This window comes from Nocardia sp. NPDC058244 (genome assembly GCF_042882065.1).
Taxonomy (GTDB): Bacteria; Actinomycetota; Actinomycetes; order Mycobacteriales; family Mycobacteriaceae; genus Nocardia.
Genome location: NZ_JBHVWX010000008.1, coordinates 25,740 through 41,062 on the forward strand (window position 1 = coordinate 25,740; position 15,323 = coordinate 41,062).

16 protein-coding genes are annotated in these 15,323 nt (G+C 67.3%); 4 read left to right on the plus strand and 12 right to left on the minus strand.

Features of this window, described 5'->3' with window-relative positions; all coding sequences use genetic code 11:
- Positions 1-185: 185 nt before the first annotated feature.
- Positions 186-1,793 carry a molybdopterin-dependent oxidoreductase gene (locus ACFVW6_RS24725; protein ID WP_378823246.1) on the minus strand — a complete coding sequence of 536 codons (1,608 nt, stop codon included), beginning with the start codon at positions 1,791-1,793 and terminating at the stop codon, positions 186-188.
- Positions 1,794-1,908: 115 nt separating this feature from the next.
- Between ACFVW6_RS24725 and ACFVW6_RS24730 the strand changes: the two genes are divergently transcribed.
- Positions 1,909-2,334, plus strand: a complete 426-nt coding sequence (locus tag ACFVW6_RS24730) for a hypothetical protein (RefSeq protein WP_378823245.1) — start codon at positions 1,909-1,911, stop codon at positions 2,332-2,334.
- Between the two features lie 54 nt (positions 2,335-2,388).
- Here the strand turns inward: ACFVW6_RS24730 and ACFVW6_RS24735 are convergent, their stop codons facing one another.
- The 4 genes from ACFVW6_RS24735 to ACFVW6_RS24750 all read right to left on the minus strand — a co-directional run bounded on the left by ACFVW6_RS24735 (position 2,389) and on the right by ACFVW6_RS24750 (position 7,617).
- Complete coding sequence (locus ACFVW6_RS24735; protein WP_378823244.1) at positions 2,389-4,182, minus strand: AMP-dependent synthetase/ligase; 1,794 nt, start codon at positions 4,180-4,182, stop codon at positions 2,389-2,391.
- A gap of 92 nt (positions 4,183-4,274) precedes the next feature.
- A complete protein-coding gene (locus ACFVW6_RS24740; RefSeq protein WP_378823243.1) occupies positions 4,275-5,228 on the minus strand; it encodes an alpha/beta hydrolase in 954 nt (317 codons plus the stop codon).
- A gap of 17 nt (positions 5,229-5,245) precedes the next feature.
- Positions 5,246-6,079 carry an SDR family oxidoreductase gene (locus tag ACFVW6_RS24745; protein WP_355276294.1) on the minus strand — a complete coding sequence of 278 codons (834 nt, stop codon included), beginning with the start codon at positions 6,077-6,079 and terminating at the stop codon, positions 5,246-5,248.
- On the minus strand, positions 6,076-7,617 hold the full coding sequence (locus ACFVW6_RS24750) for a flavin-containing monooxygenase (protein ID WP_378823242.1): 1,542 nt from the start codon (positions 7,615-7,617) through the stop codon (positions 6,076-6,078). The genes ACFVW6_RS24745 and ACFVW6_RS24750 overlap by 4 nt, the downstream gene beginning before the upstream one ends.
- A gap of 67 nt (positions 7,618-7,684) precedes the next feature.
- Here ACFVW6_RS24750 and ACFVW6_RS24755 point away from each other — a divergent pair, with 67 nt between their 5' ends.
- Entirely contained in the window at positions 7,685-8,320 is a 636-nt protein-coding gene (locus tag ACFVW6_RS24755) for a TetR/AcrR family transcriptional regulator (RefSeq protein ID WP_355276291.1), read from the plus strand.
- A gap of 64 nt (positions 8,321-8,384) precedes the next feature.
- Here ACFVW6_RS24755 and ACFVW6_RS24760 read toward each other — a convergent pair whose 3' ends face one another.
- From ACFVW6_RS24760 to ACFVW6_RS24780, 5 genes are all read right to left on the minus strand, one after another.
- The gene (locus ACFVW6_RS24760; RefSeq protein ID WP_378823241.1) at positions 8,385-9,074 is read right to left on the minus strand and encodes a hypothetical protein; all 690 of its coding nucleotides are present in this window, start codon (positions 9,072-9,074) and stop codon (positions 8,385-8,387) included.
- Positions 9,071-10,837, minus strand: a complete 1,767-nt coding sequence (locus ACFVW6_RS24765) for a hypothetical protein (RefSeq protein WP_378823240.1) — start codon at positions 10,835-10,837, stop codon at positions 9,071-9,073. The genes ACFVW6_RS24760 and ACFVW6_RS24765 overlap by 4 nt, the downstream gene beginning before the upstream one ends.
- On the minus strand, positions 10,837-11,139 hold the full coding sequence (locus ACFVW6_RS24770; RefSeq protein ID WP_355276286.1) for a WXG100 family type VII secretion target: 303 nt from the start codon (positions 11,137-11,139) through the stop codon (positions 10,837-10,839). Before ACFVW6_RS24770 ends, ACFVW6_RS24765 begins: the two co-directional genes overlap by 1 nt.
- Before the next feature lie 8 nt (positions 11,140-11,147).
- On the minus strand, positions 11,148-11,447 hold the full coding sequence (locus tag ACFVW6_RS24775; protein ID WP_378823239.1) for a WXG100 family type VII secretion target: 300 nt from the start codon (positions 11,445-11,447) through the stop codon (positions 11,148-11,150).
- Positions 11,448-11,703: 256 nt separating this feature from the next.
- On the minus strand, positions 11,704-12,288 hold the full coding sequence (locus ACFVW6_RS24780; protein WP_357343259.1) for an XRE family transcriptional regulator: 585 nt from the start codon (positions 12,286-12,288) through the stop codon (positions 11,704-11,706).
- 80 nt (positions 12,289-12,368) lie between these two features.
- Between ACFVW6_RS24780 and ACFVW6_RS24785 the strand changes: the two genes are divergently transcribed.
- Positions 12,369-13,406 carry an NAD(P)/FAD-dependent oxidoreductase gene (locus ACFVW6_RS24785; protein ID WP_378823238.1) on the plus strand — a complete coding sequence of 346 codons (1,038 nt, stop codon included), beginning with the start codon at positions 12,369-12,371 and terminating at the stop codon, positions 13,404-13,406.
- Between the two features lie 242 nt (positions 13,407-13,648).
- Here the strand turns inward: ACFVW6_RS24785 and ACFVW6_RS24790 are convergent, their stop codons facing one another.
- Complete coding sequence (locus tag ACFVW6_RS24790) at positions 13,649-14,200, minus strand: TetR/AcrR family transcriptional regulator (protein WP_378823237.1); 552 nt, start codon at positions 14,198-14,200, stop codon at positions 13,649-13,651.
- 84 nt (positions 14,201-14,284) lie between these two features.
- On the opposite strand from ACFVW6_RS24790, the gene ACFVW6_RS24795 reads away from it, so the two are divergent.
- On the plus strand, positions 14,285-14,899 hold the full coding sequence (locus tag ACFVW6_RS24795) for a hypothetical protein (RefSeq protein ID WP_378823236.1): 615 nt from the start codon (positions 14,285-14,287) through the stop codon (positions 14,897-14,899).
- 6 nt (positions 14,900-14,905) lie between these two features.
- Here ACFVW6_RS24795 and ACFVW6_RS24800 read toward each other — a convergent pair whose 3' ends face one another.
- The gene (locus ACFVW6_RS24800) at positions 14,906-15,268 is read right to left on the minus strand and encodes an ADP-ribosylation/crystallin J1 (protein ID WP_378823235.1); all 363 of its coding nucleotides are present in this window, start codon (positions 15,266-15,268) and stop codon (positions 14,906-14,908) included.
- Positions 15,269-15,323: the final 55 nt, after the last annotated feature.

Sequence of the window (15,323 nt, forward strand, 5' to 3'; positions counted from 1 at the left end):
ACCCTCTCCCCCGACACCGGACCGCCCCTCCCCGCGGCCGAAGCGGGGGCCCCGCGGTCCTCCACCCCGCCACCCGGCTCCCGGCGCGCGCAGCCCCCCCCCCCCTTCCGGCTGTCGGATCGGTGCTCGACCAGGTCGTCAGCGCCGTCGGGCTGAATTGCCGACGACCGGGACGAACCGTTCGATCAGGCGACCTGGAGGGTGAGGGTCGGGTACCCGGTCGCCCCGTCCGGGACGACATCCTGCTCGACCGCGGTCTGCGGCACCCCGGTGTTGTCGATGGCGCGGGCGCGGATGGTGTGCGGCCCGGTGGTGGCGTCCCAGTCGTAGACCCACTGGCGCCACGTGTCGATCGAGACTTCGGTCGACAGGCGGGCTGGCCGCCAGTCGCCGTTGTCGATCTGCACCTCGACGCCGGTGATGCCGCGGTGCTGGGCCCAGGCGACGCCCGCGATCGTGGTGCGGCCCTGCGGAATCCGGCCGCGCCCGCGGGGGGTGTCGATCCGGGTGCCGGTCTTGATCGGGCCCTGCGCCGACCACCCGCGCCGCGTCCAGTAGGCGGTGGCCTTGTCGAATCGCGTCACCTCGAGCTCGGTGACCCACTTGGTGGCCGAGACGTATCCGTAGAGGCCGGGCACCACCAGTCGCGCCGGATAGCCGTGCTGGACCGGCAGCGGAGCGCCGTTCATCCCGATCGCCAGCAGCGCGTCACGGCCGTCGGTGAGCGCGGCCAGCGGACTGCCCGCCGTCCAGCCGTCCTTGCTGTGCGAGAGCACCATGTCGGCGTCGGGGTGCGGGCCCGCTTCAGCGAGCAGTTCGTCGAGGCGGTAGCCGAGCCAGCGGGCATTGCCGATCAGGTCGCCGTTGATCGGATTGGACACGCAGGCCAGCGTCACCAGGTGTTCCACCGGCGTGCGGCGCGCGAGATCGTCCCAGGTGAGCCGGATTTCGCGGTCGACCATGCCGTGGATGCGCAACGACCAATCCGCGGTGGACACCTGGGGAAGGATCAGCGCGGTATCGATCCGGTAGAAATCGTCGGCCGGGGTCAGATACGACGTGAGTCCGGGCACGCGCAGGTCCGCGTCGGCGGGAAGTTCGGGTAGCGGCGTTGCGGGACCGGGCAACTCGACGGTGGACCGCTCGGCCGTCACATCTGTCCGCGCACCGCCGAGCAACCTCCCGGCGAGCCCGGCGCCGATGGCCATCACCCCGGTCGCGGCGATCCCGCCCAGCACCCGCCGCCGCCCGGCGGTCACCGCCGACTGGTCCGGTGCACCGACCGGCGATTCGCCGCTGCCGAGCGCCGTATCTGCGGGTCCCACGCCACGCCCCGGTCCCGGGTGCACGCCCGTCGACGCGGGTGGTGATGGCATGGCATCGATGCGCCGGGTGAGCCCTCGCAACGCGAGAATCCCTGCCGCGGTGCCGATCAGCGCGGGCAGGGCACCGCTGACTCCGCCGATCCGCCCGGCTCCGATCACCGCCGCGACCACCCCGAAGACCGCGAACACGATCGATCCGGCCGGCCGGGTGACCCGCTCGAGCCACCCGGCCAGACCGGCGACCAGCACCGCCACCACGCCCATGCATACGAACAGCACGGTCTTGTCGTTGCGGCCGAAGCTCTGGATCGCCCACTCGCGCAGGCCGTCCGGCGTGTGGTCGACGACGGTCGCGCCGAGCGCGTACGCGGGCGCGCTGCCCGCACCGGTGAACACCGCGACCAGTTCGGCCACGCCGAGGACCAGCGCGGCCGCCGCGATTCCGGCCGCTACCCGCAACAACGCCATGTCAGCGAGCCTACGTCGCCGAGACCGATCTGTGACGACGGAACAGCTGTCCTCGGCCGACGGTGAAAACTACACTCCGTAGTAGAACTGAATCCGTCCTCGGCAGGAGGCTCCCATGCCCGAGACCACAGCACCCGAGACCACCCTGCGCGCGGCCACCGCCGTGTTCGCCGTCGCCCTCGTCGTCCACGGCGCCGACCATCTCCGCCGGGGGATGGACGCCACCTCGGCCCTGGTCAACGCGCTCGGCACACTGCAACTCCTGGCGGCCCTGCTCGTCGTCGTCCTGGTGTTCCGGCGGCACTCCGCGGCCCCGCTGGCCGCGGTGATCGTCGGCTTCGCCAGCGCGGCGGGCTTTTTCGTCGTGCACCTGCTGCCGGACTGGTTCGGCCCGCTCAGCGACAGCTTCGTCAACGCGCCGGCCGACGCGAACGTCACCGGGTTCTCCTGGTTCGCGGCCCTGTTCGAGATCGCCGCCGATCTCGCGGTGGGTCTGGCCGGACTGCGCGTCCTGCGCGAACGGTCCGCGGCCGTCGCCTGAAACGCCGGAAGGCCGGCTGCGCGAACGCAACCGGCCTTCCGGACGAGACGGGGACTACGAGTAGATCTTGTCGACCTCGCCCGCGTACTGCTTCATGACGACGGCGCGCTTGAGCGACATCTTCGGGGTGAGCTCGCCACCCTCCTGGGTCCAGTCGACCGGGAGGATGCGGATCTTCTTGATCGCCTCGGCCTTGGAGACCTTCTTGTTGGTCTCGTCGACCGCGGCCTGCACCTCGGCGACCAGCGTCGGGTTCTCGATCAGGCTCTCGATCGCGGTGTCGGCGGCGACGCCGTTGCGCTCCTTCCAGCCCGGCAGTGCCTCCGGGTCGAGGGTGATGAGCGCGCCGATGAAGGGCTGGCCGTCACCGACGACCATGACCTGGCTGATCAGCGGGTGCGCGCGCAGGGAGTCCTCGAGCACGGCGGGGGAGACGTTCTTGCCGCCCGCGGTGACCAGGATTTCCTTTTTGCGGCCGGTGATGGTGATGAAGCCGTCGGCGTCGATGGCGCCCAGGTCACCGGTCTTGAACCAGCCGTCCTCGAAGGACTCGGCGGTGGCCTCCGGGTTGCCCCAGTAGCCGTCGAACACGACCGAGCCCTTGAGCAGCAGCTCGCCGTCCTCGGCGATCTTGGCCGCGTGGCCCTGGATCGGGCGACCCACCGAACCGACCCGGATGAACTGCGGGGTGTTCACGCTGAACGCGGCGGTGGTCTCGGTCAGGCCGTAGCCTTCGTAGATGGTGACGCCGACGCCACGGAAGAAGTGGCCAAGGCGCGCGCCCAGCGGGCCGCCACCGGACACGGCGGCCAGGCACTGACCACCGAGCGCGGCGCGCAGCTTGCTGTAGACGAGCTTGTCGAAGACGAAGTGCTTCAGCTTCAGGATCAGGTCGGGGCCGCCCTTTTCGAGCGCCTCGCTGTAGGCGATGGCGGTGTCGGCGGCGGCGTCGAAGATCTTGCCCTTGCCGCCGTCGTGCGCCTTCTGCTTGGCCGAGTTGTAGACCTTCTCGAACACGCGCGGCACCGAGAGGATGAAGTCCGGCTTGAACTCGCCGAACTGCTCCACCAGGGTCGTCCAGTCCGAGCTGTGCCGGATGGTCACCTTGGAGTCGAAGGCGATCAGCGCGACCGCGCGGGCGAACACGTGCGCCAGCGGCAGGAACAGCAGGGTCTTCTGGCCCTCGGAGACGAAAGCGGCCAGCTCGATGCCGCCCGAGCGCGACTCCGCGTACAGGTTCGCGTGGGTCAGCTGGACGCCCTTGGGCTTGCCCGTGGTGCCCGAGGTGTAGATCAGGGTGGCGGGCGAGGCCGCGCCGACCTGCTTGCGGCGCTCGTGCACGACGGTGTCGTCGAGGTCGGCGCCACGCTCGGTGAGCTGCTCGATCGCGCCCTTGTCGATCTGCAGGGTCTCGGCCAGCGCGGGCAGCGACCCGGCTTCGATCTCGTCGATCGTGGCGCGGTGCTTGTCGTTCTCGACGACCAGCAGCTTGGTCTCGGAGTCCTGCAGGATCCACTTGGCCTGCTCGGCGGCCGAGCTGTCGTAGATCGCGACGGTGACGCCACCGGCGGCCCAGATCGCGAAGTCCAGCAGGGTCCACTCATAGCGAGTGGCTGCCATGATGGCGACGCGGTCGCCGAGTTCGATGCCGGAGGCGATCAGGCCCTTGGCGACGCCGGTGACGGCCTTCTCGAACTGCTTCGCCGTGACGTCGTTCCAGCCGCCGCTGCCGTTCGGGACGTTGAACAACACCGTGTTCGGCGTCTCCGCGGCGAAGCGGAAGACGTTGTCGGAATTGTTCGCATCGTCCGGGATGGTGTAGGAAGCCGGAACTTCGAACTCTCGCATCAGTGCCCTTCCAGTGGGTTCTACTCGCCAGTAATCTACGACACGTTCGGGCGGGCCGCGATATCGCCGTCCGAAAATCCTGTCACCAGGACTTATCGTAAATCGTCGATCGAAACTGGCTGGATTGCTTCTCGCAGGAATTCTGCGAGTTCGCTGAGTGCCAGCGCTGCCTCGGTGACCAGCGCGGCCTGCAGTTGCGCGACATGCCAGAGGCCGCGGGTTTCGGTGAAGCGGACGTGCACACCCGCGCCACGCAGGGCCGAGACGAGCTGACAGCACTGATCGTGTAACAGTTCGCTCACATCGGCCTGCACGTAGGTGGGAGGCAGTCCGATGAGGTTTCCGGTGAGCGGAGCGTAGCCCGCATCGGTTGCGGCGCCGTCGCCGAGGTAGTAGGCGGCGCACGCCTGCGACCACGCCCGGTTGATCACCAGGTCGCGGCTGCGACTCGGCACCTGGGTGGGGTCGACCCAGGGCGCGATGAGGCCAAGCGCGGCGGGTGTCATCTGGTGCCGCTCGCGCAGTCGCTGGGCCAGCGCGAGCGCCAGGCCGCCGCCCGCCGAGTCACCGGCGAGGCAGATCTGATCGGGCCGGTAGCCGACGTTCTCCACCAGATCGAGGAACGCCGCTTCGGCGTCGTCGAGGCCCGCGGGCAGCGGATGCTCCGGGGCGAGGCGGTAGTCCAGCGAGTACACCGCGCAGGAACTGTCCCTGGCCAGCCGCGCGACCAGCGAGCGGTGGGTGGCCAGCGACCCGACGACGTACCCGCCGCCGTGCAGGTACAGGATCGCGCCCGCGGCGCGCTCCGGCGGGACCGCCCTGGTCAGCGAACCGGGGATGGCGGTCTCGGCGATGACCCGCTCGGCCGGGCGGCCGCCGAGCTGCAGATGCTGCACGACGGAACCGTCGGGCATCGGCTGCAGCACGGAGGCCACGTCGAGCAGGGTGCGCTGCACCGCCACCGGCAGCCGCGCGTTGAGCGTGACCCGGAAGATCGGATCCAGCACCGCACGGGCGATCGGCAGCGGGATGGTGAACTCGCGCATGGCGTTTCCTAGTCGCGTCAGTGCGGCATGAAGCGGCCGTTGACGACGGCCGAGATCCGGTTGTACCCCGACGCCAGGAAGCGCACGCTCACGTCGAGCACCTTGGCCTCCCAGCCGATCAGCACGCGCGCGTGACCCTTGCGCACACCCTCGGTGATGGTCTGCGCGGCCATCTCCGGGCTGTGGATCGCCAGGTACTTGTCGAACAGCGAGGCGGTGTTGGCGCCGTCGATGCCCTCGGCGTAGGTGGCGTTGCGGGCCACGGCGGTCTTGATGCCGCCGGGGTGCACACAGGTGACCTTGACCGGCGCCTTGGAGATCTTCATCTCCTGGTACAGCGCCTCGGTGAAGCCGCGCACCGCGAACTTGGCCGAGTTGTAGGCCGCCTGGCCGGGCACGGTGACCAGGCCGAACAGGCTCGACACATTGACGACGTGGCCGTCACCGGACTCGATCAGCATCGGCAGGAACGCCTTGGTGCCGTTGACGACGCCCCAGAAATCGACGTCCATGATGCGTTCGATGTCTTTGAAGTCGGTCTTGACCACGTCACCGTGGTAGGCGATGCCCGCGTTGTTGTAGATCTGGTGCACGACACCGAAGTGCGCCTTCACCGAGTCGGCGTAGAGCAGGAACGCCTCGCGCTCGGCGACATTGAGCCGGTCGGCCTTGACCTGCGCGCCCAGTCCCTCGACGATGCGCACGGTCTCGGCCAGGCCCTCGGCGTCGATGTCGGACAGCGCCAGCTTGGCGCCGCGCCGGGCCAGGTTCTCGGCCAGCGCCCGGCCGATGCCGGAGCCCGCGCCCGTGATCACACAGACTTTGTTCGTGAAGTAAGCATCATTGCTCACTGTGCTGCCACCACTTTCAGTTCGGTGTCGGAGTCGGTCGAAGAAGTCGTGTCGTAGGCAGCGACATCGAAATTCTTGGTCAGCCTACGGAACTGGAAGGTGAAATCGGGCCACAGCGTGGTGTTGTTGCCGTGCTTGTCCAGGTACCAGCTGGCGCAGCCGCCGTTCATCCAGACGCTGTCGGCCATCTTCGCCTGCAGCTCGGCGTTGTACTCGCGGACCGCGTCCTTGCGGACCTCGACGGTGCGCAGGCCCTGCTTGTCGATGGTGGCCAGCGCGTCGGCGACGTAGTTGATCTGCGACTCGATCATGAACACCATCGAGGTGTGGCCGAGGCCGACGTTCGGGCCGAGCAGGAAGAACATGTTCGGGAAGTTCTCGATGGTCGAGCCCTTGTAGCCGCGCTGGCCGACCTCGTCGAACTGCTCGGACAGGGTCTGCCCGGTGCGCCCGGTGATGGTCTCGAAGGCGGGGGAGTCGGTGACGTGGAAGCCGGTGGCCACGATCAGTGCGTCGATCTCGCGCTCGGTGCCGTCCTTGGTGACGATCGAGCCGGCCTTGACCTCGGTGATGCCCTCGGTGATCACCTCGACGTTGTCGCGGTCGATCGCCGGGTAGTACTCGTTGGAGATCAGCATGCGCTTGCAGCCGATGCGGTAGTTCGGGGTGACCTTGGCCCGCTTGACCGGGTCGCGGACCTCGGCCAGCAGCTTGCCGCGCGAGATGGTCTCGAAGATCTTCATCAGCGCGGGGTACTTGGCCAGGCCGACGACCTGGGTCTCGCGGGCGGCGTAGATGGCCGCGCGGGACAGGCGCTGCACGCCGGGAATGTACTTGAACGCCAGGCGTTCCGGCAGGAAGTACGGGCGATCCATGCGCGGCAGCAGCCACGGCGCGGTGCGCTGGTAGAGGTCGAGGTGGGCGACCTTGCTCGCGATGGCGGGCACGATCTGGATGGCCGAGGCGCCGGTGCCGATCACCGCGACGCGCTTGCCCGCGAGCTCGACGTCGTGGTCCCAGCGGGCCGAGTGGAAGATCTCGCCCTTGAACTCGTTGATGCCCTTGATGTCGGGCAGCGACGGCTCACACAGGGCGCCGACCGCGGAGACCACGGTGTCGGCGGTGAAGTCGCCCCTACTGGTGGTGATCTCCCAGCGCGCGGTCTCGGCGTTCCAGCGCATACCGAGCACATCGCAGTCGAACAGGTGCTTGTCCAGCACATTGTTCTTCTCGGCGACGCCCCGGATGTAGGCCTGGATCTCGCCCTGCTTGGAGAACGAGCGCGACCAGTCGGGGTTCAGCGCGAACGAGTAGGAGTACAGGTGCGACGGCACGTCGCACGCGGCGCCGGGGTAGGTGTTGTCCCGCCAGGTACCGCCGACATCGCTGCCGCGCTCCAGGACGAGGAAATCCTCGGCGCCCTGCTGGCGCAGCCGGATGGCCATTCCGAGGCCCGCGAACCCACTGCCGACGATGATCGTCTTGATGTGGCGGGCGCCGCGGTCGGCGACAACTTTGTCTGTAACCTTGCGACTCATGTAATGCAGACTACGTTCTTATTGAGCGGGAGTCAACAGCTATTGAATCAGATTCAGTAGCGTTAGGATGATTGACGTGAGTATCACGAGTGCGGGAGCGGCCAAGCGGGTTCGTCTCAGCCCCGAGGAGCGGCGGCTGCAGCTGATCACCCTCGGTGCCGAGATGCTGGCCGAGCGATCGCTCGAGGACATCTCGGTCGACGACATCGCCAAGCAGGCGGGCATCTCACGCGGGCTGCTGTTCCACTACTTCGCCTCCAAGCAGGAGTTCCACGAGGCGATCGCCCGTCACGTGAGCGCCGAGTTCTTCGCCGCCGTCACGCCCAACCGCGAGCTCTCGCTGTTCGACATGCTGCGCGACTCGATCGAGCGCTTCGTCGACTACGCCACCGAGCACTCCGCGTCCTACCGCTCCGTGCTGCGCGGACCCGCGAGCATCGCCCCCGACCTGGTCGACTACGTCAACGAAACCCGCGGCGCCATCGCCGATCTCATCGTCGGCGAACTCCCACTCCCGCCCGACGACCCCGACCTCGCCCGCCTCACCCTGGCCATCCGCGGCTGGATCGCCTTCGTCGAGGAAACAATCCTCACCTGGATGACCGAAAAGCCCATCACCCGAGAACAATTGGTCGACCTACTCGTCGAATCCCTCCCCGCTCTTGCCTTGAGCCCCGCCCTCATCGCGGCACTGCAGGGCTGAGCCGCCGCCATTCGGTTCTGTCCGACCGCTATCACTGCGCCCTCCGTCGGACCGCGTTCAGCCGTCAGTTCCTCGCTTCATCTCCGAATGTCACTATCGTCTGGTCGTTTCGAACCTTCACCCACACGTGCATCGTGCTGCGGTCGAGCCCCCAGCCCTCTCGGCGGGTTCCGCTCCACCAGTCGAGATCCTCGACGAAGGCCAGTTGCCACTCATCCGCATTACGGAGATGTCGGACCATCATCTCTGCGACTTCACGAGCAGGTGCATCGTCTGTGCTCCCGATCTGGAACTCCCGATCGCACGACGTCGAGGAGCTACCGTACCGGCAGCCCATGTCGGTGTCCGCAACGATCGTTAGTCCCGGTGGGAGGGAAGGGAGTACGTCGCTGGGCGGCACCGCAGAACGTTCCCCGCCCAATACGACGACCATCATAAAGGTCACCGCCAGGGCGGCGAGGCAGTACGCGCATCCCAGGGCAAGGCCAACGATTCTCGATCTGGACCGCCGACCGCCGACGCTTGCGTCGGCAACAAATCCAGCAATCAATACCGCGACGTGAATCACAATCAGCAGGACCAGAGTCGTGGTCGCCAATTCTGTAAACAGCCAGTCCTTCGCAACGGCGAATTCTGTCACCGCGATGAGAACAAGAATCGCGCCGACGCCGAGCCCGAGTCGAAGCGTGCGTACCACCAGTAGCCAGCACAGCGGCGCGATCAGGAAAACAAGGGCAAGAATTATCGAATTCACCGGTAGGCCCCCGTTCCGCGCAGAATTGTATCCGCCAATGCGAAAGTTCCGCCAGGTTTTACCGTGCTGTAGCCGTGTTCGATCTCGGTACCGGAAAAGGTGTCGCCCTCTGCAACCGATCGCGAGCGGTCCACGACGCCCAGTGCGTTGTAGCTGGAGCTCAGGAATTGGTTCAAGGGCTGGCTCGCCCGGACATCGGCAGTTGCATGCGACGCTGCATCGTCAGTCAACAGCTTCAAGTTATAGGCCGTAGCCTTCAGTGCCAAGTCGTTGTTTCCAACAAGGTCCGACCATTCCTGGCCCTCGAACTGTGATGGATACTTCTCTTTCACTTGATTGAACTGAATTTCCTTCATGTTTGTCAAGCCGATCGAGTTTCCTACTCCATCGGGGCGGCCCTCCTGCCATTCCCTGAGATCGGTAGTATCCTTTCGGAACTCGTCATACATTGTTCCTGCGCCGATGCCGCCCTCTCTTGGATGATAGGTCGACGGACCGCCTGACAAGTCCTCGTAGAACGTACTGCCGAGTCCTGACCGCAGGGGTGCACCCTCCTGTAGCGCCATCGCAAGAACCAACCGGGGATCGACACCCGCCTCGTTGCCGTACTGCACCGCGAGCATCGCCCAGGTCTTCATCTGCGGGCCGTAGGCATCCAGCGCACTGAGGTCGACAGCAGTCAAAGTCGGCGGTGGAGTGTTCCAGGTGGCCATGTTGTCCAGATCGTCGATCAGACGCGTATTCGAATCCTGATCGCCGGTCTCGATGAGTAGCGGTAGTTCGCTCAGGGCTTTCAGCCTCGTGAGGCTGTTCAAGGCATTCGGGTCGACGAATCCTTGGTTCCCGACGCCGATCGATGCCAACGTGGCGAATAATGTTGTTCCGCGTGCCGAGGTATCGAGAAGTCCCTCAGCGTCGGTTACCTCAGTCGTGGTCAATTTCGCAGCAACATCTATGTTGACCGTGGTGTTGTCCGACGTTGTGGTTATTTGGGCATCGGGATGATCGGGGAATGCGCTGGCAGCGGCGGAGGCGAGGCGAGCCCTCGCGTCGATGAGATTGTCGCAATGGGCTTGAATCGCGGTTCCGATAGTTAGTGCGACCACTCGGATCTGCTCGACACCCACACGAAGCACTGCTAGTGCCTCCTGGATATCGGGCGCCTCTGGTGCCTGCACACCAGTGAACGAATCGTGGACTGCCTGCAGGGCCGCACCCGCGCCCACCAACTCGACACTGTTGGCAAATCTATGCCACGTGGTGCCGGCTGCAGCGAGTGCATCGGAGCGACCGTTCGGTGTGCCCCGCCGTGAGTGCACGCCCTCGCCCGCAGATGTAATCACCATGCCCGGACCGTTGTCGGCGATTGCGACGGGGATCTCCGGGAAAACTGCGGACCCACCTGTGTCAACGCCGCGACGGACCGGATGCGACGGGGCGGCGCCTTTGTCCGGATTCAGGTTCGCGTTGTATTCGGCTACATCCCAGTTGTATCCGGCCGAATTTAGGATCACGCCGAAATGACTGACCGCGACGGAATAGGTCTGCGTGACCGTGCGCAGTTCGGTGGCATGCATGTAGTACGCGGTACACCAGGCAACCACCGCCGGGTAGTTGCCACCCATTCCGGCAGTGGACGCCAGTCCTGGAGCCAGGTCTCGCGTGACAGCGGTGCCGATCTCATCGGCCAGGATCGAGAGCTTCTTTGCCGCCTCGTAGTACACGTTGGCGTCCACCGCCAAGGCCGAGCCCGGTGGAGCCATCAGATACCCCCTCGGAGCATGCGGACATTGACGTCTACCGCCGCGGTGTAGTGGCCGTGTGCGGCATTGGCCCCGGCGCTCATGTCGCGGATACCCTCAGCGAATTCGCGAGCACCGGTTACCCACTCCTCGTGTGCTACCCGGTAGGCTTCGGCGGCCACGCCCTCCCACCCTGTGCCCACCAACCCGGCTACCTTGTCGTCGATGACGTCCAGGTGGTCCGCGACAAAGCCTGCGAGACCGGCTAGCTTGCTGACGATCTGGTCGAGATGGTCGAGGTCGACCTTGAATTCCGCTGCCACGGAGACTCCTAGAGATCCAAGCTGAAGTTTCGGAGCAGCTCCGAGTTGGACTCGTCGCGCTGGGTGTAGGTCTCGGCCGTGACGCCGAGCTTCTCGGCCATCGTGGTGAGAGCGGCGATGATCATCAGGCCGCCTTCGCGAGTCTCGGACCAGCCGGTGGCGAAAGTGCTTGCCGCGGTGCCTGCCCAACTCCCGCCCGCGCAGGAGTCGACTTCACCGCTGGCCATGTCGAGGGCTTGACGCAGGGTGTCGGCGATGCCATAGACATAGTTGCCGACGTCGCGGACGCTGGCGGGAACCACTGTCATGGCCCCGTTCTCTCCCCCCGGGGTGCTCATGATCTCGATGCTATCGCGGGCGGAACGAATCTGCCGAATCGACCTCCGCCGCAACTTTCATCCCAACGAGTGACTGAATTATGCAGCGGTGCAACAGTTTTAGGATGTGAGGCCCTGCGGTGGCGGTTTGCGGGCGGTTTCTGCCGGTTGGCAGGTCGAGGCCTTTCTGTTGTTTCATCCCCCGGCGGCTGTTTGGGGTGAACGCGAGGTCGACTCATTCGGTGGATCAGTCGGAGGTCTTGGGGCGGGCTCGGAAGTGGGCTCGTTCGCCCTGTTTGCCGAAGAGGCTGAGGAATTCGACGGGGTGGTTGTCGGCGGCGCCGAACCAGTGGGGGATGTGGGTGTCGAATTCGGCGGCTTCGCCGGGGGTGAGGACGATGTCGTTGTCGCCGAGGATCAGGCGCAGGCGGCCGTTGAGGACGTAGAGCCATTCGTAGCCCTCGTGGACCTGGGGTTCCTCGGGGCGGTTGCGGGCGTTGGGGGCGATGATCATCTTGAAGGCCTGGATGCCGCCCGCGCGTTTGGTGAGCGGGAGCATGGTCATGCCGTGGCGGGTGACCGGGCGCAGGTGGATGCGCGGGTCGCCGGTGGGTGGGGCGTCGACGAGTTCGTCGAGGGTGACGCCGTGGGCTTTGGCCAGGGGGAGCAGCAGCTCCAGGGTGGGTTTGCGGTCGCCCGATTCCAGGCGCGACAGGGTGCTCACCGAGATGCCGGTTTCGGCCGACAGGTCGGCGAGGGTGGTCCGGCGCCGTTTGCGCAGGTCGCGCAGGCGGGGGCCGACCGAATCGAGGGTCTGTTCGAGGTCGTCCATGCTCTCCAGTTTGCCACGGCGGCAAATTTCGTTGCCAGTTTCCGGGCCTGGCGGCACTGTGGTCGGCGAAGGAGGTCGAGATGACAGAGTTGAACGACACCTACGACGTGGTGGTGATCGGTGGTGGCGCCGCCGGACTGAACGGGGCGCTGATGCTGGCCCGCTCCCGGCGATCCGTCGTCGTGATCGACGCGGGGTCGCCCCGCAACGCCCCGGCCGAGGGGGTGCACGGTTTGCTGGCGCGGGACGGGATGCCGCCCGCCGAACTGCTCGAGATCGGGCGGGCCGAGGTGCGGGGATACGGCGGACAGGTGGTGCCCGGCGCGGTCGTCGCGGTCGAGCGAGTCGACGCGGATGCGGTTCCTCCGGGGCCTCGCGACGGCGGGTCGGACGGCGCCGGACCGGCGGCGGTGCCGGAGTCGTTCCGGGTCACGCTGGATGGCGGGCGCACGGTGCTCGCGCGCCGTGTCCTCGTCGCGACCGGCCTCTCCGACGAACTCCCCGATATCCCCGGTCTGCGCGAACAGTGGGGCCACGGTGTCCTGCACTGCCCGTACTGCCACGGCTGGGAGGTGCGTGACCAGCGCATCGCCATCCTGGCGGGCGGACCGATGTCGGTGCACCAGGCGCTGCTGTTCAGTCAGCTCAGCGACGACATCGTCTTCCTGACCCACACGGCTGCCCCGCTGAGTGACGAGGACGCGGAAAAGCTTGCCGCGCGCGACATCCGGATCGTCGACGGCGTGGTCGCCGAGGTGCTGTCGGCCGCGGGCACGCTCACCGGCGTCCGCCTGGTTGACGGCACCGTGCTCGACCGCGACGCGCTGGTCGTCGGCCCGCGCATGAACACCCGCGCCACCTTCCTCACCGGCCTCGGCCTGGCTCCGCAACCGCATCCGTCCGGCGCGGGCGACCACATTCCCGCCGACCCCGTCGGCCGCACCACCGTCCCGGGCGTCTGGATCGCGGGCAATGCCACCGATCCGTCCGCCCAGGTCGGCGCGGCCGCGGCGGCGGGCGCCATGGCGGGCGCGCAGATCAACGCCGAACTGGTGATGGCGGAGACCGCTACCGCCGTCGCCGAACTCCGCGCCCGGAAAGCAGGGGCGGCCGTTTGAGGCAACGCCCTCGGCGCGCCCGCGCTGAGGGCGGACCGGCGCTGTCCATGCAGGTGGCGCGAACCCGGCGTGCTGATCATCGATCGTCGCGTGCCGATGGCCGACGTACCGTCCCGAAGATGTCGACCGCCGGAATCCACCATGACCGCAGGCGCGTCTCGGTGCCGTTCGCGATCGAGCGGGTATCACCCGCGTCGCCGATCCGATCGGTCTGAGCGTTCGCCGCGCGAGACCGTGGCGGATCAGCGGGCGGTGACGGCCGCGTCGATCGCCGAGTGCAGGACTGTGCGGGCGTGCTCGGGGGTGATCTGGCCGAGAGTGGCGTGCAGGGCCAGGCCGTCGAGCAGGGCCAGCAGCGTATCGGCGGCGGTGCTCGGATCGGGGTGGTCGGGGAGCAGGGTGGCGATGTGGTCGCGGAAGGCGCGCCCGTTGGTGGCCAGGGTGTCGGCGACCTGGGGGCGGACTGAGGCGAAGGCCAGGTAGCCGATCAGGGTGCGGGCGTCGGCGGTGGTGTCGGGGTCGGTGGGGAGCAGGGCGGTCAGGAGATGGCGCAGGTCGGGGTCGGGGCCCGCGGTGTCGATCCGGGCGGCGATTCGCTGGGCGATGGTGCCCGCCGCGAACTCCATCATCGCGTCTTTGCTGGGGAAATAGTGCTGCACCTGGCCCGGTGAGACGCCGGCCTCGGCGGCGACGTGGCGCAGGCTGATCGCCTCCAGCCCGTCGCGCGCGAGCAGGCGCATGACGGCGTCGCTGATCGTCGCCCGGCGCGAGCTGTGGTCCACCCGTTTCGGCATGTGCCCATCTTTTCACAATGCAGTCGTATTGCTATCGAGGCCCCACGCTCTTTACAATGCAGTTGTATTGCGAAAGGGGGCATCATGAACCTCGTCATCCGGCTGGGACGCCGATTCGTCCAGCTCGAAATCGACATCTGGGTGAGCCTCGCGCGGGCCGTCGCGCGCAGGCCCGACCTCGCGGGTGGAACGCCGATTCGCTACGCGGGGGCGATGTCGGCCGTGCTGTGGGCGTTCATCGTGGTCAGCGCGGTGGAGGTGCCGGCGGTGCACCTGATCATCCCGTGGGCGCCGGTGCGGATCGTGGCGCTGGCGCTCGGTGTCTGGGGACTGTTGTGGATGCTCGGCATGCTGGCCGCGCACCACATGTACCCGCACGTGCTCGACGCGGATCGGCTCCGCGTGCGCTACCTGCGCCGCACCGGCTTCGACATTCCGCTGCACCTCGTCGCCGCGGTCCGCCGCGATCTCCGCGCCCACGACGACTCGAAGACGGTGCAGCTCGTCGGTTCCGACCTGCTCGTTCTCCCGGTCGGCAGCTCGACGAATGTGCGCGTGGAACTCACCGCGCCGCAGCGCTTCTCGACACCGCAGGGCGAGGTGACGGTGCGCGCCGTCGGCTTCTGGGCCGACGACCCGGCCGCCGCGGTCGCGGCGATCCGGGCGGCGGTCCCGAGTGAGCGCACCGGAGCCGCCTGAGCACCGTCAGCCGGGGATCGGCGCGTCGTCGGGGAACCGCCGGACCACCTCGATGGTGCCGACGATCTGGCGGTTGAACTCCGCGAGATCCTCGGCCGGAATCCAGTATTCGAGGATGTCGCGCCCACCCGCCTGCCGCACCTCGTAGTTGTCGAGGTAGTCGGTGCGGACGTCGAAGCGCGTCACATAGCCCGCGCCGGAGGCGGGGACGTTCCAGTCACGGGCGATCAGGATCGCGTAATCCTCGCTGAGGACCGGGTAGAAGATCGGCTGATCGGGCAACCGGGGCGGCCAGGCCAGCCACCCGGAGGCGGCGACCAGGGCCAGCTCCTCGGGACCGGTCGGCCGCCACAGGGTCGTCGTGCGCATCGTTCCTCCTTGTCGAGGAACGCACGGTAGCCGGGCGGGCGGATCGCGGGCCAGT